The organism is Actinomycetospora sp. C-140 (genome assembly GCF_054796175.1).
Genome location: NZ_JBTWNF010000034.1, coordinates 1 through 20,359 on the forward strand (window position 1 = coordinate 1; position 20,359 = coordinate 20,359).

Sequence of the window (20,359 nt, forward strand, 5' to 3'; positions counted from 1 at the left end):
CGAGCTCTTCCGGACCCTCTCCAACCCACCCTCCGCAGCTTGACATGCATAGAAGCGTCACTCGATGGCGGGCGTCAGCCGAGGTCGCCGCGCCGGACCGCGCGGCGCTCGAACCACAGCGTCATCGCCGGCGGGATGCTCGCGGCGAGGGCGAGCAACGTCGTCCCCGCACCCCACCGGAACGCCCGGGCCGTCACGAGCGTGATCACCACGTAGGCGACGAAGAGGGCCCCGTGGATCGGCCCGAACACGCGCACCCCGACGTCGTCGAACACGACGAGGTACTTGAACACCATCCCGATCAGCAGCCCGATCCACGAGCAGGCCTCGGCGATCGCGATGGCGCGGAAGGCGCGGGCGAGGACCAGCGCACGGGGGCCGGGGAGCACGGTCGACACGCGATCGACTCTGCCCGGCGCGGCGCCGGTCGGCGCGGGGAGGCGGCGAGCGTCACGGCGGTGAGCGAACGCGGAGTTCGTGCGCATAGAAGCAGCGAACAGCGCGTTCGCTGCGGCCCCGCGGGGCACGCCGGTCAGCGCGGCGAGGCGTCAGCGCGGGGAGGCGGCGACCGTCACGCGCGGACGCCCGCCACCGGACAGGAACGCCGCCAGCGCCCGTCCCTCCTCCGCCACGGCGGTCCGCTCGGCGCGGGTGACGCGGCGCAGCGGACTCACGGTGACGACGTCGTCGGCGACGGCCCAGGTCGCCGCGACCCGCCCGTCCACCAGCACGAACCGGGCCCCGGACACCGAGAGCCCGCGGTGAGCGTCGTCGATGAAACGGGAGCGGTCGTCGTAGCCCAGCACGAGGTTGTCGAAGGCGGGAAGGAAGCGGACCGGCGCGGGAGTGTCGGGGTCGGGTCGCGGGGCGTCGGGCAGGTCGAGGAGCTCGCGGCCCCGCTCGTCGCGGAACGCGACGAGCCGGTCCCGGACGGCCGCCACCGCGGCCGGCAGGCCGGCGAGCCCGGACCACGCACGCAGGTCCGCCGACGCCGCCGGGCCGTACGCCGCGAGGTAGCGCAGGACGAGCGCCTGGCCGACGGGATCGTCGCCGTCCGCGGCCGGCGGGTCCACGGGGCGACCGAGCCACGTGCTCATCGCGACGCTGCTCGCCGGGCCCGCCCGGCGCCACAGCCCGCGCGGCGGGACCTGGGCCAGCGGGACGAGGCAGCTCACCGCCTCCCCCAGCACGCGCGGCGGCACGTCGGGCCAGCGGTCGGCGAGCGCTCGGCCGGTGGCCGGGAGCGTGGCCGGCTCCGAGGCGAGAGCCCCGCCCCCGGCCGCGGCGAGCTCGTCGAGGTCGACGCCGGCGAGCTCGGTCCGGTACACCCCGAGCAGGCGCTGGAGCAGCATCGCGTCGTGGCGCGACCGCCACGCCAGCGCGTCGTCGGCGGTGACGAGGTGGACGGTGCGGCGCATGAGGTGGGTCCGCACGACACGGCGGGCGGCGAGCAGGTCGGAGAACGCGTCCGGGTCGAACCCGGCGACCCGCGACCACAGCCCGGTGTAGGGCTCCTGCGGCTCCTGGGCCTGCAGCCCGCCGAGGTGCGCGACGGCGTCGAGGGCGCCGACGTCCGACCGCGCGAGCAGGAACTGCCGTGCGAGCGCGGCCCGGTTCAGCGCGCGGCGGTCCAGGACGGTCACGGCGGCAGCCTGACAGGGCGGGCACCGGGCCGTCCCGCGTAACCTCGTGACACGTGCAGTTCCTCGACGGCGATCGCCCGAGCCACGACCTGACCTACGACGACGTCTTCCTCGTCCCGACCCGCTCGGACGTGGCGTCCCGCTTCGACGTCGACCTGGGCGTCGCCGACCCGTCCGGGGCCACGATCCCGATCGTCGCGGCGAACATGACCGCGGTCAGCGGCCGCCGGATGGCCGAGACCCTGGCGCGCCGGGGCGGGCTCGCCGTCATCCCGCAGGACGTCGACCCCGCGGCCGTGGCCGACATCGTCGCGGGCGTGAAGTCGCGCCACACCGTGTGGGACACCCCGGTCGTGCTGCACGCGGGCGACGCGGTCGCCGACGCGCTGAACCTCGTCTCGAAGCGGGCCCACGGCGCGGTCGCGATCGTCGACGAGGACGGCCGCCCGGTCGGGGTGGTCCGCGAGTCGGCGTGCAGCGGCGTCGACCGCTTCACCCGCCTCGCCGACGTCATGACCCCGGCGCTGGCGCTGCCGGTGACCACCGCGCCGCGCGAGGTCTTCGACGTCCTGCAGGACCCCGCGCACGCCGGGGCCCCGGCGCTCGGCGTCACCGACGACGGGCGGCTCGCCGGCATCCTCACCCGCACCGGTGCCCTGCGCGCCGAGGTGTACCGCCCCGCCGTCGACGCCGACGGGCGCCTGCGGATCGCCGCGGCGCTGGGGGTCAACGGGGACGTGGCGACGCGGGCCAAGGAGCTGAGCGCGGCCGGCGTCGACGTCCTCGTCGTCGACACCGCCCACGGCCACCAGGAGAAGATGCTCACCGCGCTGGCCGCGGCCCGGGGCGCGGTGCCGGAGGCCGTGATCGTCGCCGGCAACGTCGTCACCGCCGACGGGACCCGCGACCTGGTGGCGGCGGGCGCGGACGTCGTCAAGGTCGGGGTCGGGCCGGGCGCCATGTGCACGACCCGGATGGCGACCGGCGTCGGCCGCCCGCAGTTCAGCGCGGTCGCCGAGTGCGCCGCGGCCGCCCGCGTCGCCGGGGCGCACGTCTGGGCCGACGGCGGCGTCCGGCATCCCCGCGACGTCGCCCTCGCCCTCGCCGCCGGGGCGTCGGCGGTGATGGTCGGCTCGTGGTTCGCCGGCACCTACGAGTCGCCCGGCGACCTCCAGCGCGACGAGCACGGCCACCCGTACAAGGAGTCGTTCGGGATGGCGTCGAAGCGCGCGGTGTCGGCCCGCACCCGCGGCGACTCGGCGTTCGACCAGGCGCGCAAGGCTCTCTTCGAGGAGGGCATCTCGTCCTCGCGCATGCGCCTGGACCCCCAGCGGCCCGGCGTCGAGGACCTCCTCGACAGCATCGCCGCCGGTGTGCGCTCGGCCTGCACGTACACCGGCGCGTCGACCCTCGAGGAGTTCCACGCCCGCGCCCTGCTCGGCGTGCAGTCGGCCTCCGGCTTCGCCGAGGGACGCCCGCTGCCCGCCGGTTGGTGAGGTCCCGAGCCCTCGTGAGCAGTTGGCGCCCCGCCGGGGGCGCCAACTGCTCACGTACAGGGGGCTAGAGCCGCTCGCCCTCCAGCATCTCGGTGACCAGCGCGGCGATCGGCGAGCGCTCGGAGCGGGTCAGCGTGACGTGCGCGAACAGCGGGTGGCCCTTGAGCTTCTCGATCACGGCGGCGACACCGTCGTGGCGCCCGACCCGCAGGTTGTCGCGCTGGGCCACGTCGTGGGTGAGCACGACGCGCGAGTTGGTGCCCAGGCGGGAGAGCACCGTGAGCAGCACGTTGCGCTCCAGCGACTGGGCCTCGTCGACGATGACGAACGCGTCGTGCAGCGAGCGGCCGCGGATGTGGGTCAGCGGCAGGACCTCGAGCATCCCGCGCTCGATGACCTCCTCGACCACGTTGGACGAGACGAGCGCGCCGAGGGTGTCGAACACCGCCTGGGCCCAGGGCGCCATCTTCTCGTTCTCGCCGCCGGGCAGGTACCCGAGGTCCTGCCCGCCGACGGCGTAGACGGGCCGGAAGACGACGACCTTGCGGTGCTGCTGGCGCTCGAGGACCGCCTCGAGCCCGGCGCAGAGCGCGAGCGCCGACTTGCCGGTGCCGGCACGGCCGCCGAGGGAGACGATGCCGACGTCCGGGTCGGTGAGCAGGTCGATGGCGATCCGCTGCTCGGCGGACCGGCCGTGCAGCCCGAACACGTCGCGGTCGCCGCGCACGAGGCGCACCTGCTTGTCCGGCGTGACGCGCCCGAGTGCCGAGGATCCCCCGCCCAGCAGACGCAGGCCGGTGTGGCAGGGCAGCTCGCGGGCGGCCTCGACGTCGGCCAGGCCGTCGGCGAAGAGCGAGGACACCTCGTCGGGCGTCGCCGCGACCTCCTCGGTGCCCGTCCAGCCCGTCGTCGTGACGTCCTGGCCGTGGTACTCGTCGGCGGGCAGGCCCACCGAGGCCGCCTTGACGCGCAGCGGCATGTCCTTGGTGACGAGGGTGACGAGGTGGCCCTCGGCCGCGAGGTTGAGCGCGCAGGCGAGGATCCGGCTGTCGTTCTCGGCGGTGCGGAAGCCGGCCGGGAGCACCGACGGGTCGGAGTGGTTGAGCTCCACCCGCAGTGTGCCGCCCTCGGGGGTCATGGGCAGCGGCTGGTCCAGGCGGCCGTGGCGGATGCGGAGGTCGTCGAGGAGCCGCAGCGCCTCACGCGCGAACCACCCCAGCTCGGAGTGGTGACGCTTGCCCTCGAGCTCGGAGATGACGACGAGCGGGAGGACCACCTCGTGCTCGGCGAACCGCGTGGGCGCCCACGGGTCCGAGAGGAGGACGGAGGTGTCGAGGACGTAACAGCGGGCCCCCTCCGGGGTGCTGACGGGGCTCACGGAAGCGGGACGCTCGGCTGGTGCTGCGCTCACGACTACTCCCTCGAGCGGCCACGGCACCCGCGACCACTGTGTTCCTCGTCGGAACGGGTCGGCTAGTCGGGCGGCTCGACGGCGCGGTGGCGCGGCCCGGGGGCCGTCCTGCGCCATCGCGGGGCAGAACCGGGTGCCGGCCCTCCCCCGGGACCGGACCAGGGCGGTCGCGTCGCGCCGGCCGCGGTGCGGGGCGCCGTGTCGGCACCTGCTCCGCGAGCGGTGGACGTCCCCGTCCCGCTCCGATCTGCCACTACCGGCCTCCCCGGACGCCCCGCATCCGGTGCGGGTCCGTCGGCGCGGACGCTACCGCCGGTAGCCGGTCGTTGTCGCGCGCCGAACGTGACGAGTTGGTGACGTGCGTCATCGATTTCCGGGCGACGTGCGGTTCTCGGGGACCGTTCGGCGCAGCCAGGGCGCCCACCCGGGCCGACGCCGGCCGTCCCCGGCCCGCTCGGACAGCTCGGGCGGGGGGTCGTCGGCCCTGTGGGCGTCCCGGATCACCGCGGGAGTGGGCGGGTCGTCGAGCACGCGGGTGAGACGCGCCGTGACCACGTCGCGGGCCGGCGCGCGTCCCGAGCGCTCCGGGCGCATCAGCCACGGGCGCAGGAGGCGCTCGCCCTCGACGTAGGTCGTGGTGTGGGTGCGCCAGCGCGGGTGCGCCACGAACTCCAGCATCCGCCGGGCCCGGGCCTCGTCGACGAGCAGCCAGCGCCGGAGGTGGGCGATCACCTCGTCGTCGCCGCGTCCCTCGGCGTGCAGCATCAGCGCGACGTCCTGCCGTACCGGGGCCAGCCGCGCCATGACCGCCTCCACGGCCTCGCCGAGGTCCGCCCGCTCCGGGTCGGTGGGCACGCCCGCCGCCGCGAGCACGCCGGCGTTCCAGCGGCCCCACCCCGGGCCGACCACCACCTCGAGACCCAGCTCGGCGGCGCCCTCGGCCACGAGGCTCTGCGGGGTCCTGGCGAGGAAGACCTCCCGCTCGGGCCGGGGATCCGGGGCGGCCGCCGTGCGGCAGTGCTCGGTGTGGTGCCCGGGATAGGCCTCGTGTGCCACGAGCAGCGGCAGGTGCGTGACGCGGTGCGGGATGCCGCCGTTCACCGCGACCGCCGAGCGCAGACGTGGTGGTGGCCCGAGCCACCGGCTGAACCCGCTCCACGGCGCGGCGTCGACGACCTCGAGGGTCACGTCCTCGCCCTCCGGCAGCCCCACCGTGGCGGCAGTGCGGGCGCGCAGGGCCGCGACGGCCGCGGTCAGGGCCGCCGGCAGGTGCTCCGGGGCCAGACGGTCGCGGTCGCGGAACGCGGCGAGCCGCTCGGGCAGGGGGTCGCGGCCCTCGAGCAGCGACGCCAGATCGCGGTGCGCCTCCCGGTAGCGGTCCTCGTCGCCGCGGGAGACGCGCACGCCGAAGCACCGCTCCACCTCGGCCACGAAGTCCATCGGGCGGTCCCCCGCGCGCTCGGCCAGCGCCCGGCACGCGCCGAGCTGGGCGTCGAGGAAGGACGTGCGGGAGGGGCCAAGACCGGCGTCGGGCAGGGCTGCGCGCAGACGATCGGCCTCGCGGGCCAGGTCGTCGGGGCGGGGTGCGGGCTCCGCGGCCACGCGGGCGGCCTCGTCGGGGTCGCCGAGATGGGCGTCGAGCACCCCGGGCAGCACGCGGTCGAGCCGCAGGGCGAGCCGGACGTAGGCCCGCGTGAGGCCCTCGTCGCCCGGCTCCGCAAGCACCGGCCGAGGCTACGCCGCGTGGCCGTCCGAGGCCTCGTCCGACCGCGGCCCGCCCTTGATACGACAGCCGGGTGTCGAGGTCCGCGACGTACGGACACTGAATGCTCCGGCCGCCGTGGAAAACGGGGCCGACGAGACCACCGGATCACCCGGATATCCCACTCAAGTCGCGCTCGGAATTGTCAATCACTCGATGGGGGTTCGCAGCTGGAAATGCCCCTCGACCGAGGGCTAGCTTTTATCCCGTCAGCCGCACCGTCCGTGGGGCTGGAGCCATTCGAGGGGAACCCCGAATTCCTCTCGATGACCACGAACGAACTGGAGCATCTGAATGCTGAAGAAGGCGGGAATGGTCGTGCTGGGCGCGACGGCGGGCATGCTCTCCCTCGCTCCGCTGGCGAACGCCGGCGAGGCCCCGTCCCACGGTGGCGACCACGACAACGGCGGCCACCACTGGCAGCACGACGGCCACGGCCACGACGGTCACGGCAGCCGCGGCGACTGCGACAAGACCGCGATCTCGAGCGGCGACCGGCTCGTCAGCCTCGACAACGTCGCGTCCAACGCCACGATCTCGCACGTGAACGTCCTCGCCGAGGACAACTCGCGCGGCGGCGACTGCGACGGCGCCGGTGGCCGCAAGACGGCGATCTCCAGCGGCGACCGGCTCATCAGCGCCGACAACCTGCTGGCGAACCCCGACCTGTCGCACGTCAACGTCCTGAGCCGCGACAACTCGCGGTGACCTGACGCCCGCGCCCGGCGTCCGTGCTTATCGGGGGATGGCACGGCCCCGGGCGGGGCACACAGGGTGAATCGACGGCCCCGGGAGCACAGGAGCTCCCGGGGCCGTCACCCGTTTTCACCCGGTCGGCCGATTCAGCCGCCCCACCGTCGATTCCGACGGGAGTAGTCACGCAGGGCGCGCAGGAAATCGATCCTGCGGAACTGGGGCCACATGGCCTCGGTGAAATAGAACTCCGAGTACACCGACTGCCACATGAGGAATCCCGAGAGCCGCTGCTCCCCCGACGTCCGGATCACGAGGTCGGGGTCGGGCTGGCCGGAGGTGTAGAGGTGCTCGGCGATGTGGTCGACGTCGAGGACCTCCGCGAGCTCCTCGATCGACGTGCCGGCCTCCGCGTGCCGCAGCAGCAGCTTGCGCACGGCGTCCGCGATCTCCTGGCGACCGCCGTAGCCGATCGCGACGTTGACCTGCATCCCGTCGCGCCCCGCGGTGCTGCCCGCGGCGGCCTCGATGCGCCCCGCGAGCGCCGGGGGCAGGGCGTCCGGGTTGCCGACGATCCGCAGGCGCCACCGCCGGTCCGGCGCGGCGAGCTCCTCGACCGCCGAGGTGATGATCTCCAGCAGCTGGTCCAGCTCGGCCGCGGGCCGGTCGAGGTTGTCCGTGGACAGCAGGAACAGGGTCACGATCTCGACCCCGGCCTCCTGGCTCCAGTCGAGCAGATCGACGATCTTGGCCGCACCGGCGCGGTGCCCGTCGCTGGGGTCGGCCAGGCCGGCCTCCCGGGCCCAGCGGCGGTTGCCGTCGAGGATGACCCCGATGTGACGGGGCGGGTCGACGGTCGCACCCCGGCGACGCAACCGGCGCTCGTAGAGCGAGTACACCACTCGCCGCAGATCGTCCCGGAGCTTCACGGCGGACCACGCTAGCCGGTGACGTGGCGCACGCGGACCCCCGTGACGGCCCGGTGACGCCTGCGCGACGTCGGTGGGAACGTGGGCGAAGGGACGCCGGTCCGCGCAGGGATCACCCCTACCCTGGAACCGTGACCCTCATCGATCCCCTCGCCGAGCCGGCTCCGGTCAAGCCGCGGATGCGGGGCTGGTTGCACCTGTGGTCGTTCGTGGTCGCCGTCGCGGCCGGGATCGTCCTGGTGTCGCTGGCCGGGTCGACCGTGTCGGCGGAGGCCGCGGTCGCGGTCGCCGTGTACTCGCTCACCGTCTGCGGCGTCTTCGGCGTCAGCGCGCTGTACCACCGCCGCACCTGGATCAGCCCGCGCTCCCGCGGCGTGATGAAACGCCTCGACCACGCGATGATCTTCGTGTTCATCGCGGGCACCTACACACCCTTCGCCGTGCTGGCGATGCCCGCGTCCACCGGCGCGCTCGTGCTCTGGATCGTCTGGCTGGGCGCCCTGGGCGGCGTGGTGCTCAAGGTGGCCTGGCCGCACGCCCCGCGTTGGGTCGGCGTGCCGTTCTACCTGGCCCTCGGATGGGTCGCGGTGTTCGTGATCCCCGACCTGCTCCACCACGGGGGCGTCGCCGCCCTGGTGCTGCTCCTCGTCGGCGGCGCCTTCTACAGCCTCGGGGCCGGCTTCTACGCCCTGCGGCGGCCGATCGGCTGGCCCCGGACGTTCGGGTACCACGAGTTCTTCCACGCAGCCACGGTCGTGGCCGCCGCGTGCCACCACGTCGCCATCTGGCTGATCCTCTACAGCGGCTGACGTCCCCGGGACGCCCTCGAGAGGCCCTCGGGAGGCCCTCGAGACGCCCTCGAGACGCAGCGAGGGGCGCCCTCGCTGCGTCGTGCGCAGCGAAGGCGCCCCTCGCTCCAGGAACCTCCGGGAACCTCAGCCCTGCGGCGGGACCGGGTCGCCGCCACCGCCGTCGCCGGGGTCCGGGCGGTCGTCGACGCCGCCCGCGTCACCGTCGTCGTCGAGCACCGGGCCGCGGGTGCGCAGCTCGTCGACCGCGCTCATCGCGCCGCGCAGGTCCTCGAGCCAGCTGCCGGCGTGCTCGCCGACCAGGGCGACCGCCCAGGCCAGCGCGTCCGACCGCGAGCGCGCGACGCCGGCGTCCACCAGCGTGTCGAGCACCAGGCGCTCGGGCTGGCGCAGCCGCGTCATCACCGGCACCGAGAGCGTCGTGAACAGCTCCTCGACGTCGCCGATCCGCGCGCCCCAGGCCACCTTGCGCCCGTAGCGGTGCTCGGCCTGCCGGGCGACCTCCATGCGCTCGCCGCGGGTCTCCTCGCGGAAGCGCTCGATGCGGCCGCGCGCCGCCGCGGCGCGCGCCGCCTCGTCGGCGTCCGCGTCGAGCGTCGGCGCCGAGAGCTCGCCGACGACCAGGATCTCCTCCCGGTCGGTCGTCACCGTCGGCGTGCCGACGAACCACCCGTCGGGCAGGCGCCCGGCGAGCCAGGCCCCGAGGTCGTCGGTGCCGGGCAGGTCCGTCGGCACCCGGCCGCCGCCACGTCGTCCCGGTCCCCCGCCCCGTCCGGGCCGACCCCGGTGTCCACCGCGTCCCACCATCATGACGGTCTCCCTCCGTGCTGTGCTTACAGGATTACACAGCAACGGTTGCGACGGTGTTCGCTGGCGGCGAAGGTGCCACAGCCCGCCGGACACGGTGATCAACGGGGACTTTGCGCGCCTAGAAGCAGCGAGATACCCGTTCGCTGCGGGGCGGGGGTCAGCGCGCCAGGGCCGCCGCGAGGTCGTCGACGGAGGTGCGGGGGCGGTCGCAGACGAAGCCCCGGCAGACGTAGGCCGCGGGGGCGCCGTCGACGAAGGGCCGGTCGGCGAGCAGCGGCACGCCGTCGGCGTCGGGCTCGCCCGCCACGACGACGGAGCCGCCAGGGGCGTGGCGCCGGGCGGTCTCGACGAGGCGGTCGCGCCCGGCGCGGCCGTCGGTGTCGTCGGACGAGACGACGGCGACCTGCAGCGGCCCGCGCGCGGCGGCCTCGGCGACGCCGAGCCACCCGCCGGCGAAGCGGGCGTGGCGGGCGAGCAGCCCGCCGACCTCGGTGATCGCGGCCTCCGCGAGCTCGCGGTAGCGGGCCGAGGCCTCCGGCTCCACGAGCAGCGACGCCGTGAGCAGGGCCCCGGCGAGCAGCGAGGATCCGCACGGCGAGGCGCCGTCGGTGACCTCGCGCGGGCGCGTCACCAGGGACTCCGCGTCGTCGGCGGTGTCCCAGAACCGTCCCGTGAAGGCGCCGTCGTCGCCGGTCTCGGCGAAGTGGTCGAGCGTGACGTCGAGCAGCGTGCGCGCCTCGGTGAGCCAGCGGGCCTCGCCGGTGGCCTGGTGCAGGGCGAGGAACGCCTCGACGAGCGCGGCGTGGTCCTCGAGCACGGCGGGCGCCGGCCCGACCTCGCCGTCGCGCGAGGTCCGGCGCAGGCGGCCGTCCACGACGTGCAGGCGCAGCAGCAGGGCGGCGGCGCGGCGAGCGGCGGCGAGCCACTCGGTGCGCCCGAGGGCCGCCGAGGCCTCGACGAGCGCGGTGATGGTCAGGCCGTTCCAGGCGGCCACGACCTTGTCGTCGCGCTCGGGCTGGGGACGGCGCGCGCGGGAGGCGAGGAGCGCCTTGCGCACGGCCTGCCAGCGGCCGGGGTCGTCCGGGTCGGCCGCCATCTGCAGGGTCGACCGGCCGTGCTCGAACGTGCCGGCTTTGGTGACCCCGAGCAGCGCGGCGGCCCACGCGCCGTCGTCGGCGCCGAGGACCTCGGTGAGCTCGGCCGGGCTCCACACGTACGTCGAGCCCTCCTCCCCGGCCGCGTCGGCGTCGAGGGCGGACGCGAAGCCGCCGTCGCCGGTGCGCAGGTCGCGCAGCAGGAACGCGGCGGTCATGTCGGTGACGCGCGCCGCGGCGTCGGACGAGGTCAGCCGCGCGAGGTGGGCGTACGCCCGCAGGAGCTGGGCGTTGTCGTAGAGCATCTTCTCGAAGTGCGGCACGGTCCAGTGCTCGTCGACCGAGTAGCGCGCGAACCCGCCCGCGAGCTGGTCGAACAGCCCGCCGCGGGCCATCGCCTCGGCGGTGATCTCGGTCATCGCCAGGGCGTCGGAGCTGCCGGTGCGCTCGTGGTGGCGCAGCAGGAACTCGAGGACGGCCGACGGCGGGAACTTCGGGGCCCCGCCGAACCCGCCGCGCTGCTCGTCGAAGTCCTCGGTCAGCGCGGCCACCGCCCCCGCGAGGGTGTCCTCGTCGACGCCGGCGGCGGGCAGCGACCGCGACACGGAGGCGAGCCGCCCGGTGATGGAGCGGGCGGCGTCGCGCACCCGCTCGCCGTCCTCGGTCCAGGCCTTCACCACCGCGCCGACCAGCTGCGTGAACGACGGCATCCCGCCGTAGGGGCGCGCCGGGTAGTACGTCCCGCAGTGGAACGGGTCGCCGTCGGCGGTGAGGAAACAGGTCATCGGCCAGCCGCCCTGGCCCGTCATGGCCTGGGTCGCCTCCATGTAGACCGCGTCGACGTCCGGGCGCTCCTCGCGGTCGACCTTGATCGCGACGAAGTGCTCGTTGACGTACGCGGCCACCTCGGCGTCGGAGAACGACTCGTGGGCCATCACGTGGCACCAGTGACAGGCCGCGTAGCCGACCGACAGCAGCACCGGCACCTCGCGCCGCCGCGCCTCGTCGAACGCCGCGGTCGACCAGGGCTGCCAGTCGATCGGGTTGTCCGCGTGCTGGCGCAGGTAGGGGCTGGTGGAGCCGGCGAGCCGGTTGGCCATGGACGGATCGTCGCAGCCGGGCCGGGTCAGGGCGAGCCGGTGCCCGGCGGCCCGTCCGTACGGTCGCCGCCCGCCCGGCCGCTGGTGGCGGGCGGCGCTGTCGCGTCCGCGTCGCCGGACCGGGCGCCGTCGTCACTGCCCGTGCTGCCCTCGTCGTCCTGCTCCGGCGGGTCGAACGACGCCGGTACCTTGCGCAGCTGCTTGTTCATCGAGCGGATGAGCAGCGCCGTCGCGATGCCCAGCAGGATGATGACGACGAGCGCCATCGGCGAGGTCTTGCCGAACTCCTCGCCGCGCTCGGAGCCCGGGGCGCCGCCCGGCGGCGGCACGGGCGCCGACACCGGCAGCAGCGTCCACCAGGTCGCGAGGCGTGTCATGCCTCGACACGCTCCCGCACGCCGGCGAAGAGGTCATCCCCCGGGCGCTCGTTGGTCTCCTCGGTGTCGACCAGGGACCGGGCCAGCTCGTAGTCCTCCGTCGGCCACACACGCTGCTGCATCGCCATCGGCATCTGGAACCAGCGCCCGTTGGGGTCGATCTGCGTCGCGTGCGCGCGCAGGGCGTCGTCGCGGACGGAGAAGTACTCCGCGCACTCGACGCGGGTGGTGACGCGCGCGCCCGGGTCGGGCCGGGAGTCGTCCCAGCGGTCGAGCCACTCGGCCCACGGCGACTCCATGCCGGCCTCGAGCAGCGCCTCGTGGAAGGCCTGGATGCGGGCCTTGGAGAAGCCGTGGCCGTAGTAGACCTTGAGCGGCTGCCACGGCTCGCCGGCCAGCGGGAAGCGGTCCGGGTCGCCCGCGGCGTCGAACGCCGCCATCGACACCTCGTGGGTGCGGATGTGGTCGGGGTGGGGGTAGCCGCCGTTCTCGTCGTAGGTGACCAGCACGTGCGGGCGGAACTCGCGGATCACCCGCACCAGCGCCTCGGTGGGCACCTCCAGCGGCTCGAGGGCGAAGCAGCCCTCGGGCAGCGGGGGCTTCGGGTCGCCCTCGGGCAGCCCGGAGTCGACGAATCCGAGCCAGCGGTGCTGCACGCCCAGGATCGCCGCCGCCCTCGCCATCTCGGCGCGCCGCGTGCCCGGCATGTCTGCGTGGACCTCGGGGATGTCCATCGCCGGGTTGAGGATGCTGCCGGCCTCGCCGCCGGTGCACGTCACGACCATGACCTCGACGCCGTCGGCGACGTAGCGCGCGCACGTCGCCGCGCCCTTGCTCGACTCGTCGTCCGGGTGGGCGTGCACGGTCATCAACCGCAGCGGCTGATCGGAGGAGGGGAGTGCGCTCATCGTCTGTCCGGAGCCGTCCTCGTGCGTCGTACTGGTGGCCACCGAGGTCCAACACCCCGGTCGCCCTCCATCATCCCGGGCACCCCCGACACCGCCCGTGCGACCCGCCACCGGGCCCCTCCCGGCGGCCCCGCGCCGCCCGCCCCGTAGCGTCCGCCGGGCACGGCCCGGGTGCCCCGGATCGAGGTCGCCGACAGAGAAAGCGCAGGTCGTCAAGGCCCTTCACGGCCGCCCCATCCTCGTCGCGGCACGCTCGAACGGGTTTCACACGGGCCTGGGCGTGTTAACGTAGGCCGACACGGCCCGCATGCCGCGGGCCGTGTTTTTCCGTCTGTGGCCCCCGGGCCGCGACGTCGGGCACACCGGCCCGGCGTCATCAGGCCCGTCGAGGAGAGCAGGCCGCCGACCCGCGCAGCGCGGGCCCGGACCTTCGAGGAGTTGATCACCGTGACCGAGACGCAGACGCAGGTGACCTGGCTGACCCAGGACGCCCACGACCGGCTCAAGGCCGAGCTCGACGAGCTCGTCGCCCAGCGTCCCGTGATCGCGCAGAAGATCAACGCCGCCCGCGAGGAGGGCGACCTCAAGGAGAACGGCGGCTACCACGCGGCCCGCGAGGAGCAGGGCGTCATGGAGGCGCGCATCCGCCACCTCCAGGAGCTGCTGCACACCGCCAAGGTCGGCGAGACACCCACCGAGAGCGGGACCGCCGTCCCGGGCACGGTGCTCACCGTGCGCTTCGAGGGCGACGACGACACCGAGACGTTCCTGCTCGGCTCGCGCGAGGAGGGCGCCCACGGCGACCTCGAGGTCTACTCGCCCAACTCCCCGCTGGGCTCGGCCCTGCTCGGCGCCAAGGCCGGCGACACCGTGAGCTACGACCTGCCCGACGGCGGGTCGATGGAGGTCACGCTCGTGTCGGCGGAGCCGTACTCCCCCTGAGTCACCCCCGACTCACTCGGCGGCGACGTCGTAGCCCGCCGCCGCGAGGTCCGCGAGGATCGCCGCCCGGTGGTCGTGGCCCCGCGCCTCGAGCGTGAGGGCCACGTCCACCGTGCCCGGCGCCATGTCGGAGGCGACCAGCCGACGGTGCTCGACCTCCACGACGTTGCCGCCCGCCCGGCCCACCCGCCGCAGCACGTCGGCGAGGTAGCCGGGGCGGTCCGTGAGCCGCACGCGCAGCGCGGCGTAGCGGCCCGCGGCCACGAGGCCGCGGCGGACGAGGTCGACGAGCATGACCGGGTCGACGTTGCCGCCGGACAGGACCGCGACGACGGGCTCGGGCCACCGCCCCGGGTTCTCGGCGACGGCGGCCACGGCGGCCGCGCCCGCGGGCTCGACGAGCAGTTTCTCGCGCTCGAGACAGCGCAGGACGCCGCGCGCCAGCGCCTCCTCGGAGACGGTGACGACCTCGTCCACCAGCGCCGACACGTGGGCGAAGGTCACCGCGCCGGGGCGCGAGACGGCGATGCCGTCGGCGATGGTGGCGCCGCGGACCGCGAGCGGCTCGCCCGCGGCCAGCGACGGCGGCCAGGCGGCGAGGCCCGCGCCCTGGGCCCCCACCACCCGCACGCCGGCGGGCACGCACGCCGCGGCGATGCCGGAGAGCAGCCCGCCGCCCCCGGTGCAGACCACCACGGTGGCGACGTCGGGCACCTGCTCGAGGATCTCCAGCCCCACCGTGCCCTGCCCGGCGACGACGTCGGGGTGGTCGAACGGGTGGATGAGCACCGCCCCGGTCTCCCGCGCGTACGCGTCGGCCGCGGTGAACGTCTCGTCGAGCGAGTCGACGAGCTCGACCTGCGCCCCGTACTCGCGCGTCGCCTCGATCTTCGGCAGCGGCGCGCCCGCGGGCATGAACACGGTCGCCCGCGTGCCGAGCAGCTGCGCGGCCAGCGCCACCCCTTGCGCGTGGTTGCCGGCGCTCGCCGCGACGACGCCCGCGGCGCGCTCGTCGGGAGCGAGGCGCTCGATCCGCCGGTAGGCGCCCCGGATCTTGAAGCTGCCGGTCCGCTGCAGGTTCTCGCACTTGAGCCGGACGGGGCCGCCCGCGAACGCGTTCGACGGTCGAGCTCCGCTGCGCGCCGTCTCCTGCTCCAGCACCCGTGACGGCACCACCGGCGTCTCGCGGGCCACCCCCGCGAGCGCGCGGCGGGCCTCCTCGACGTCGGCGCGGCTCACCAGCTCCACGGCGCGCATCCTGCCCCGGACGCGGAGCGGGACGCGTCGACGGGGCGGTGTGACCGCCGCACGCCGCTCGGCGCACCGCACACCGCACGCCCGCCCAGTCATCCGGGCGACCCTCTCGACCGGTCGTCGCCCGCGTCGTGACGCCGGTCGCCCGATCGTGCTGCTCCCGCACCACCGCCCCGCGCGTCGGTAGCCTCGTGGTGTCGGCGTGAGGAAACGGCGCCGATCCGACGCGAGGGGGGTGCGACCCGGGGTGGACACGACGGACACCAGGGACACCACGAGCCCCGACGCGCGCCGGTCCTGGATCGCCCGGGTGCTCCCGCTCGTCCTCGCCGCGCTGCTCGCCGTGGCCGCGGTCGGCACGGTCGGGGCGGCCGGCTGCGACGAGCCGGGCACCTACGTGGACACGCCCGACGGCATCGCGCTGGTCGGCGGCTGCTTCTCGCCCGGCAAGATCGACCCGCTGATGGGCGACCCCGGCGACGGCGACCCGGCCGCGCGCCGCGGATAGCGGCCCCGCGCGGGTCCACGATGGAGGGGTGACCTCCTCTGCGTTCGACCCGTCAGCCCTGCTCGCCGAGAGCCGCCTCGGGGTCCTCGCCACCATCAAGGCGAGCGGGCTGCCCCAGCTCTCCCCCGTGATGCCGTTCTACGACCCCGCCGCCGGCACCCTGTCGGTGTCGATGACCGAGGGTCGCGCCAAGACGGCGAACCTGCGCCGCGACCCGCGCGCCGCGGTGGAGGTCACCGCCGCCGACGGGCGGGCGTGGGCCACCGCCGAGGGACCGCTGACGCTGACCGGGCCGGGCACCGACCCGCAGGGCCCCGAGGTGCAGACGCTCGTGGACTACTACCGGCACGCCGCCGGCGAGCACCCCGACTGGGACGACTACCGGGCGACGATGGTCGCCGACCGCCGCGTGCTCATGGTGATGACGGTCGAGCGGGTCTACGGGGAGAGCATCCGCTGACCCCGCGTCCCGGTGATCGAAGTACCGATACGGACGCTGAGTGTCCGTATCCGGTTGAGCACGCCGATAGGGGCACTTCGCTGACACTGCTACCCCAGCGACGCGAGCGCCTGCTGGAGGTCGTCGACGAGGTCGTCGGCGTCCTCGAGGCCCACGGACAGGCGCACGAGGTCGGCGGGCACCTCGAGCAGCGAGCCGGCCGCCGACGCGTGCGTCATGGCCCCGGGGTGCTCGATGAGCGACTCGACCCCGCCCAGCGACTCCGCCAGCGTGAACACGCGGGTCGCGGCGCAGAGGTCGCGCGCGGCCTGCTCGCCCCCGGCGACGCGCACCGACACCATGCCCCCGAAGCGGCGCATCTGCTTGGCCGCCACCTCGTGGCCCGGGTGGTCGGCGCGGCCCGGGTAGAGCACCGACGTGATCGCCGGGTGGGCGGCGAGGACGTCGGCGACGCGCTCGGCGTTGTCGCTGTGCCGCTCCATGCGCACCGCGAGGGTCTTGAGCCCGCGCTGGGTGAGGAAGCAGTCGAACGGGCCGGGCACCGCGCCCATGCCGTTCTGCATCTTGCCGAGCGTCTCGTGCAGCTCGTCGTCGTCGGTGACCAGCGCGCCGCCGACGACGTCGGAGTGCCCGCCCAGGTACTTGGTCGTGGAGTGCACGACGGCGTGCGCGCCCAGGCCGATCGGGGTCTGGAGGTAGGGCGAGGCGAAGGTGTTGTCGACGACCAGCATCAGGTCGTGCTCGCGGGCCAGCGTCGCGAGCCCCGCGATGTCGGCGATGCCGAGCAGCGGGTTGGTCGGCGTCTCGCACCACAGGACCTTGGTGTTCGGCCGGATCGCGGCGCGCACGGCGTCGAGGTCGGCGGTGTCGACCGCGGTGTACTCGACGCCCCAGTCGCAGTAGACCGTCGAGATCAGCCGGTAGGTGCCGCCGTAGGCGTCCATCGGGATGAGCACGTGGTCGCCCGGGCGCAGCACGCCGCGCAGCAGCGCGTCCTCGGCCGCCATGCCCGAGGCGAACGCGCGGGCGTGCCGCGCGCCCTCCAGGGAGGCCAGCGTCGTCTCGAGCGCCGTGCGCGTGGGGTTGCCGGTGCGCGCGTACTCGTAGCCCGAGCGCAGGCCGCCGACGCCGTCCTGCGCGAACGTCGACGTCGCGTGGATCGGGACGACCACCGAGCCCGTGGTCGGGTCGGGCTCCTGCCCGTCGTGGAGGGCGCGGGTGGAGAAACCGTTCACCCCGTCCACCCTAGGCATGCCGGCGTCACGCGGGTCCACCGACGTCGTACCGGCTGCCGGTGGCGAGGAACGCGAGGATGTCGGCGCGGGTGACGATGCCGGCGGGCCGGCCGTCCACGACCACGAGCGCCCCGTCGCCGCCCCGCAGGGCCTCGACGGCCTTCGAGATGGGCTCCGCGCTGCCGAGGCTCGGGAGCGGCTTCGAGAGGTGCCGCTCGACGGGGTCGGTGAGCGAGGCCTGCGCGTTGAACACCTTGTCGAGCAGGTCGCGCACGGTCACCGCGCCGCGGACCTCGGCCGCCATCACCGGCGGCTCGGCGCGCACGATCGGCATCTGCGAGACCCCGAACTCGCGCATGATCGACACGGCGTCCGCCACGGTCTCGCTGGGGTGCCCGTGCACGAGGTCGGGGATCGACCCGTCCTTGCGGCGCAGCACGTCGCCGACGGTCCACTCGCCGGTGTCCATGGCGAGGAAGCCGTAGGACGACATCCACTGGTCGTTGAACACCGTCGACAGGTAGCCCCGGCCGCCGTCGGGGAGCAGCACCACGATGACGTCGTCGGGCCCGGCGGTCGCGGCCACCTTCGCCGCCGCGCACACGGCCATGCCGCAGGACCCGCCGACCAGCAGCGCCTCCTCGCGGGCCAGGCGCCGGGTCATGTGGAACGAGTCGCCGTCGGGCACCGCGACGATCTCGTCGCAGATGTCCCTGTCGTAGGTGGCGGGCCAGAAGTCCTCGCCGACACCCTCGACGAGGTAGGGACGCCCGTCGCCCCCGGAGTACACCGAGCCGACGGGGTCCGCCCCGACGATCCGGACGCGCCCGCCGGAGACGTCCTTGAGGTGGTGGCCCGTCCCGGAGATCGTGCCGCCGGTGCCGACGCCCGCCACGAAGTGGGTGATGCGCCCCTCGGTCTGCTCCCAGATCTCCGGGCCGGTGGTCGCGACGTGCGACGCCGGGTTCGCGGGGTTGGCGTACTGGTTCGGCTTCCAGCCGCCCTCGGTCTCGCGGGCCAGCCGGTCGGACACCGAGTAGTACGACTCCGGACTCTCCGGCTCGACGGCCGCCGGGCAGACGACGACCTCGGCGCCGTAGGCCCGCAGCGCGTCCTGCTTGGCGACGCTGACCTTGTCCGGGCAGACGAAGATGCAGTGGTAGCCGCGCTGCTGGGCGATGATCGCGAGCCCGATGCCGGTGTTGCCCGACGTGGGCTCGATGATCGTGCCGCCCGGCTTCAGCTCGCCGGACGCCTCCGCGGCGTCGATCATCTTCTCGGCGATGCGGTCCTTCACGCTCCCGCCCGGGTTGAAGTACTCGACCTTCGCGAGCACGAGCGGGGCGTCCGGTCCGGTCGGCACGACGTGGTTGAGACGGACCAACGGGGTGTGCCCGATGAGGTCGGCGACGTGCTCGACGTAGCGCATGCCGTCAATCTTCCGGATTCCGGGAGCGAGACGCCGCTCGCCCCCACCGACGTGCGCCGTCTCACGCCATCGGGCGTGTCGGGGCTGGGCGTGTCGAGGTTGGGCGTGTCGTGCCCGTGGTGGGCCGCCGCTGCCGCCGAGAGTCTGTGGTGCCACACGCTCGCGGTCGTAGGGTCGGCGCCATGGTCGACCCTGCCCGCGAGGCCGTCATCGTGTCCGCCGTCCGCTCGCCCATCGGGCGCGCCCGCAAGGGCTCGCTGGCCGCGATGCGCCCCGACGACCTCACCGCGCAGGTGGTGCGGGCCGCGCTGGACGCCGTGCCGGCCCTCGACCCCGCCGAGGTCGAGGACCTCCTGCTCGGCTGCGGGCTGCCCGGCGGCGAGCAGGGCTTCAACCTCGCCCGGATCGTCGCCGTCGAGCTCGGGCTGGACACGCTGCCGGGCGCGACGATCACGCGCTACTGCTCCTCGTCGCTGCAGACCGCCCGGATGGCCGCGCATGCGATCCGCGCCGGTGAGGGCGACGTCTTCCTGGCCGCCGGCGTCGAGACCGTCTCGCGGTTCGAGAAGGGCAACTCCGACTCGTGGCCCGACACCCACAACCCGTGGTTCGCCGACGCCGAGCAGCGCACCGCCGACGTCGCGGCGTCCGGCGCGTCGGAGTGGCACGACCCGCGCGAGGACGGTCTCCTGCCCGACCCGTACATCGCCATGGGCCAGACCGCGGAGAACGTGGCGCTCGCCGAGGGCGTCACCCGCGAGGAGATGGACCGCTTCGCGTACCGCTCGCAGCAGAACGCCGCCCGCGCCCAGGACACCGGCTTCTGGGCCCGCGAGATCACCCCGGTGACGCTGCCCGACGGGTCGGTGATGGAGCGCGACGACAGCCCGCGCCCGAGCACCACCTACGAGGCCCTCGCCGACCTCAAGCCCGTGTTCCGCCCCGACGGGCGCATCACCGCGGGCAACGCCTGCCCGTTGAACGACGGCGCCGCGGCGCTCGTGGTGATGTCCGCCGAGCGGGCCGAGGCGCTGGGCATCACCCCGCTCGCGCGGATCGTGTCGACGGGTGTCAGCGCGCTGTCCCCGGAGATCATGGGACTCGGACCGATCGAGGCCTCGGCGCGCGCGCTGGCCCGCGCGGGTCTGTCCCTCGCCGACATCGACCTCGTGGAGATCAACGAGGCGTTCGCCGCCCAGGTCATCCCCTCGGCCCGCCGGCTCGGGATGAGCGACGACGACATGGAGGCGAAGCTCAACGTGCACGGCGGCTCGATCGCCGTCGGGCACCCGTTCGGCATGACCGGTGCCCGCATCGCGACGACCCTGATCAACGGCCTGCGCTCCCGCGACGCCACCCTCGGCCTCGAGACCATGTGCGTGGGCGGCGGGCAGGGCATGGCGATGGTGCTCGAGCGCCTGAACTGACTCCGGTTCCGCAGCCGGCGGCGGGTGGCGGCTCGGGTGGCGGCTCGGGTGGCGGCTCGGGTGGCGGCTCGG

At 74.7% G+C, this 20,359-nt stretch carries 19 protein-coding genes; 7 read left to right on the top strand and 12 right to left on the bottom strand.

What is annotated here, in order from left to right; all coding sequences use genetic code 11:
• Positions 1-74 precede the first annotated feature (74 nt).
• Together ACR9E3_RS32110 and ACR9E3_RS32115 are read right to left on the bottom strand one after the other, a co-directional pair.
• The gene (locus ACR9E3_RS32110) at positions 75-398 is read right to left on the bottom strand and encodes a DUF3817 domain-containing protein (protein ID WP_460385112.1); all 324 of its coding nucleotides are present in this window, start codon (positions 396-398) and stop codon (positions 75-77) included.
• Between the two features lie 150 nt (positions 399-548).
• The gene (locus tag ACR9E3_RS32115) at positions 549-1,643 is read right to left on the bottom strand and encodes a winged helix DNA-binding domain-containing protein (RefSeq protein ID WP_460385114.1); all 1,095 of its coding nucleotides are present in this window, start codon (positions 1,641-1,643) and stop codon (positions 549-551) included.
• 53 nt (positions 1,644-1,696) lie between these two features.
• Here ACR9E3_RS32115 and guaB1 point away from each other — a divergent pair, with 53 nt between their 5' ends.
• The gene (guaB1, locus tag ACR9E3_RS32120) at positions 1,697-3,139 is read left to right on the top strand and encodes a GMP reductase (RefSeq protein WP_460385116.1); all 1,443 of its coding nucleotides are present in this window, start codon (positions 1,697-1,699) and stop codon (positions 3,137-3,139) included.
• Between the two features lie 64 nt (positions 3,140-3,203).
• On the opposite strand, the gene ACR9E3_RS32125 is transcribed toward guaB1, so the two are convergent.
• Both ACR9E3_RS32125 and ACR9E3_RS32130 read right to left on the bottom strand, forming a co-directional pair.
• Complete coding sequence (locus ACR9E3_RS32125) at positions 3,204-4,550, bottom strand: PhoH family protein (RefSeq protein WP_460385118.1); 1,347 nt, start codon at positions 4,548-4,550, stop codon at positions 3,204-3,206.
• Positions 4,551-4,913: 363 nt separating this feature from the next.
• Positions 4,914-6,275, bottom strand: coding sequence for a DUF885 domain-containing protein (locus tag ACR9E3_RS32130; RefSeq protein ID WP_460385119.1), 1,362 nt, complete (start codon positions 6,273-6,275; stop codon positions 4,914-4,916).
• A gap of 331 nt (positions 6,276-6,606) precedes the next feature.
• Between ACR9E3_RS32130 and ACR9E3_RS32135 the strand changes: the two genes are divergently transcribed.
• Positions 6,607-7,020 (top strand): hypothetical protein, encoded by a 414-nt coding sequence (locus tag ACR9E3_RS32135; RefSeq protein ID WP_460385121.1) that lies wholly within the window; start codon positions 6,607-6,609, stop codon positions 7,018-7,020.
• A gap of 134 nt (positions 7,021-7,154) precedes the next feature.
• Here the strand turns inward: ACR9E3_RS32135 and ACR9E3_RS32140 are convergent, their stop codons facing one another.
• On the bottom strand, positions 7,155-7,934 hold the full coding sequence (locus ACR9E3_RS32140; RefSeq protein WP_285653398.1) for an isoprenyl transferase: 780 nt from the start codon (positions 7,932-7,934) through the stop codon (positions 7,155-7,157).
• Between the two features lie 179 nt (positions 7,935-8,113).
• Here ACR9E3_RS32140 and trhA point away from each other — a divergent pair, with 179 nt between their 5' ends.
• Positions 8,114-8,743, top strand: a complete 630-nt coding sequence (trhA, locus tag ACR9E3_RS32145; protein ID WP_460385136.1) for a PAQR family membrane homeostasis protein TrhA — start codon at positions 8,114-8,116, stop codon at positions 8,741-8,743.
• A gap of 126 nt (positions 8,744-8,869) precedes the next feature.
• Here trhA and ACR9E3_RS32150 read toward each other — a convergent pair whose 3' ends face one another.
• The 4 genes from ACR9E3_RS32150 to mca all read right to left on the bottom strand — a co-directional run bounded on the left by ACR9E3_RS32150 (position 8,870) and on the right by mca (position 13,032).
• Entirely contained in the window at positions 8,870-9,550 is a 681-nt protein-coding gene (locus tag ACR9E3_RS32150; RefSeq protein ID WP_460385137.1) for a hypothetical protein, read from the bottom strand.
• 160 nt (positions 9,551-9,710) lie between these two features.
• The gene (locus tag ACR9E3_RS32155; protein ID WP_460385122.1) at positions 9,711-11,747 is read right to left on the bottom strand and encodes a thioredoxin domain-containing protein; all 2,037 of its coding nucleotides are present in this window, start codon (positions 11,745-11,747) and stop codon (positions 9,711-9,713) included.
• A 26-nt stretch (positions 11,748-11,773) separates the two neighbouring features.
• Positions 11,774-12,124 (bottom strand): hypothetical protein, encoded by a 351-nt coding sequence (locus ACR9E3_RS32160; protein ID WP_460385123.1) that lies wholly within the window; start codon positions 12,122-12,124, stop codon positions 11,774-11,776.
• Positions 12,121-13,032: a mycothiol conjugate amidase Mca gene (gene mca / locus ACR9E3_RS32165; protein WP_460385125.1), complete on the bottom strand. Its 912-nt coding sequence runs from the start codon at positions 13,030-13,032 to the stop codon at positions 12,121-12,123. Before mca ends, ACR9E3_RS32160 begins: the two co-directional genes overlap by 4 nt.
• Before the next feature lie 447 nt (positions 13,033-13,479).
• On the opposite strand from mca, the gene greA reads away from it, so the two are divergent.
• The gene (gene greA / locus ACR9E3_RS32170; protein WP_285653411.1) at positions 13,480-13,974 is read left to right on the top strand and encodes a transcription elongation factor GreA; all 495 of its coding nucleotides are present in this window, start codon (positions 13,480-13,482) and stop codon (positions 13,972-13,974) included.
• Between the two features lie 12 nt (positions 13,975-13,986).
• Here greA and ilvA read toward each other — a convergent pair whose 3' ends face one another.
• Positions 13,987-15,222: a threonine ammonia-lyase gene (gene ilvA / locus ACR9E3_RS32175; RefSeq protein ID WP_460385126.1), complete on the bottom strand. Its 1,236-nt coding sequence runs from the start codon at positions 15,220-15,222 to the stop codon at positions 13,987-13,989.
• A gap of 253 nt (positions 15,223-15,475) precedes the next feature.
• Between ilvA and ACR9E3_RS32180 the strand changes: the two genes are divergently transcribed.
• Both ACR9E3_RS32180 and ACR9E3_RS32185 read left to right on the top strand, forming a co-directional pair.
• On the top strand, positions 15,476-15,736 hold the full coding sequence (locus ACR9E3_RS32180) for a hypothetical protein (protein ID WP_460385127.1): 261 nt from the start codon (positions 15,476-15,478) through the stop codon (positions 15,734-15,736).
• A 28-nt stretch (positions 15,737-15,764) separates the two neighbouring features.
• A complete protein-coding gene (locus ACR9E3_RS32185) occupies positions 15,765-16,196 on the top strand; it encodes a PPOX class F420-dependent oxidoreductase (protein WP_460385129.1) in 432 nt (143 codons plus the stop codon).
• A gap of 89 nt (positions 16,197-16,285) precedes the next feature.
• Here the strand turns inward: ACR9E3_RS32185 and ACR9E3_RS32190 are convergent, their stop codons facing one another.
• Both ACR9E3_RS32190 and ACR9E3_RS32195 read right to left on the bottom strand, forming a co-directional pair.
• Positions 16,286-17,449, bottom strand: a complete 1,164-nt coding sequence (locus ACR9E3_RS32190) for a cystathionine gamma-synthase (protein WP_460385131.1) — start codon at positions 17,447-17,449, stop codon at positions 16,286-16,288.
• Positions 17,450-17,456: 7 nt separating this feature from the next.
• Positions 17,457-18,860 carry a cystathionine beta-synthase gene (locus tag ACR9E3_RS32195; protein WP_460385132.1) on the bottom strand — a complete coding sequence of 468 codons (1,404 nt, stop codon included), beginning with the start codon at positions 18,858-18,860 and terminating at the stop codon, positions 17,457-17,459.
• Between the two features lie 182 nt (positions 18,861-19,042).
• On the opposite strand from ACR9E3_RS32195, the gene ACR9E3_RS32200 reads away from it, so the two are divergent.
• Complete coding sequence (locus tag ACR9E3_RS32200) at positions 19,043-20,287, top strand: acetyl-CoA C-acetyltransferase (RefSeq protein WP_460385134.1); 1,245 nt, start codon at positions 19,043-19,045, stop codon at positions 20,285-20,287.
• Positions 20,288-20,359 lie beyond the last annotated feature (72 nt).

Excerpts from the sequence above, each read along its gene's own strand:
- mca (WP_460385125.1), bottom strand. The coding sequence starts at position 13,032 with ATGAGCGCACTCCCCTCCTCCGATCAGCCGCTGCGGTTGATGACCGTG.
- ACR9E3_RS32135 (WP_460385121.1), top strand. The coding sequence starts at position 6,607 with ATGCTGAAGAAGGCGGGAATGGTCGTGCTGGGCGCGACGGCGGGCATG.
- trhA (WP_460385136.1), top strand. The coding sequence starts at position 8,114 with ATGCGGGGCTGGTTGCACCTGTGGTCGTTCGTGGTCGCCGTCGCGGCC.
- ACR9E3_RS32150 (WP_460385137.1), bottom strand. The coding sequence starts at position 9,550 with ATGGTGGGACGCGGTGGACACCGGGGTCGGCCCGGACGGGGCGGGGGA.
- ACR9E3_RS32195 (WP_460385132.1), bottom strand. The coding sequence starts at position 18,860 with ATGCGCTACGTCGAGCACGTCGCCGACCTCATCGGGCACACCCCGTTG.
- ACR9E3_RS32190 (WP_460385131.1), bottom strand. The coding sequence starts at position 17,449 with ATGCCTAGGGTGGACGGGGTGAACGGTTTCTCCACCCGCGCCCTCCAC.
- ACR9E3_RS32200 (WP_460385134.1), top strand. The coding sequence starts at position 19,043 with ATGGTCGACCCTGCCCGCGAGGCCGTCATCGTGTCCGCCGTCCGCTCG.
- ACR9E3_RS32155 (WP_460385122.1), bottom strand. The coding sequence starts at position 11,747 with ATGGCCAACCGGCTCGCCGGCTCCACCAGCCCCTACCTGCGCCAGCAC.
- ACR9E3_RS32160 (WP_460385123.1), bottom strand. The coding sequence starts at position 12,124 with ATGACACGCCTCGCGACCTGGTGGACGCTGCTGCCGGTGTCGGCGCCC.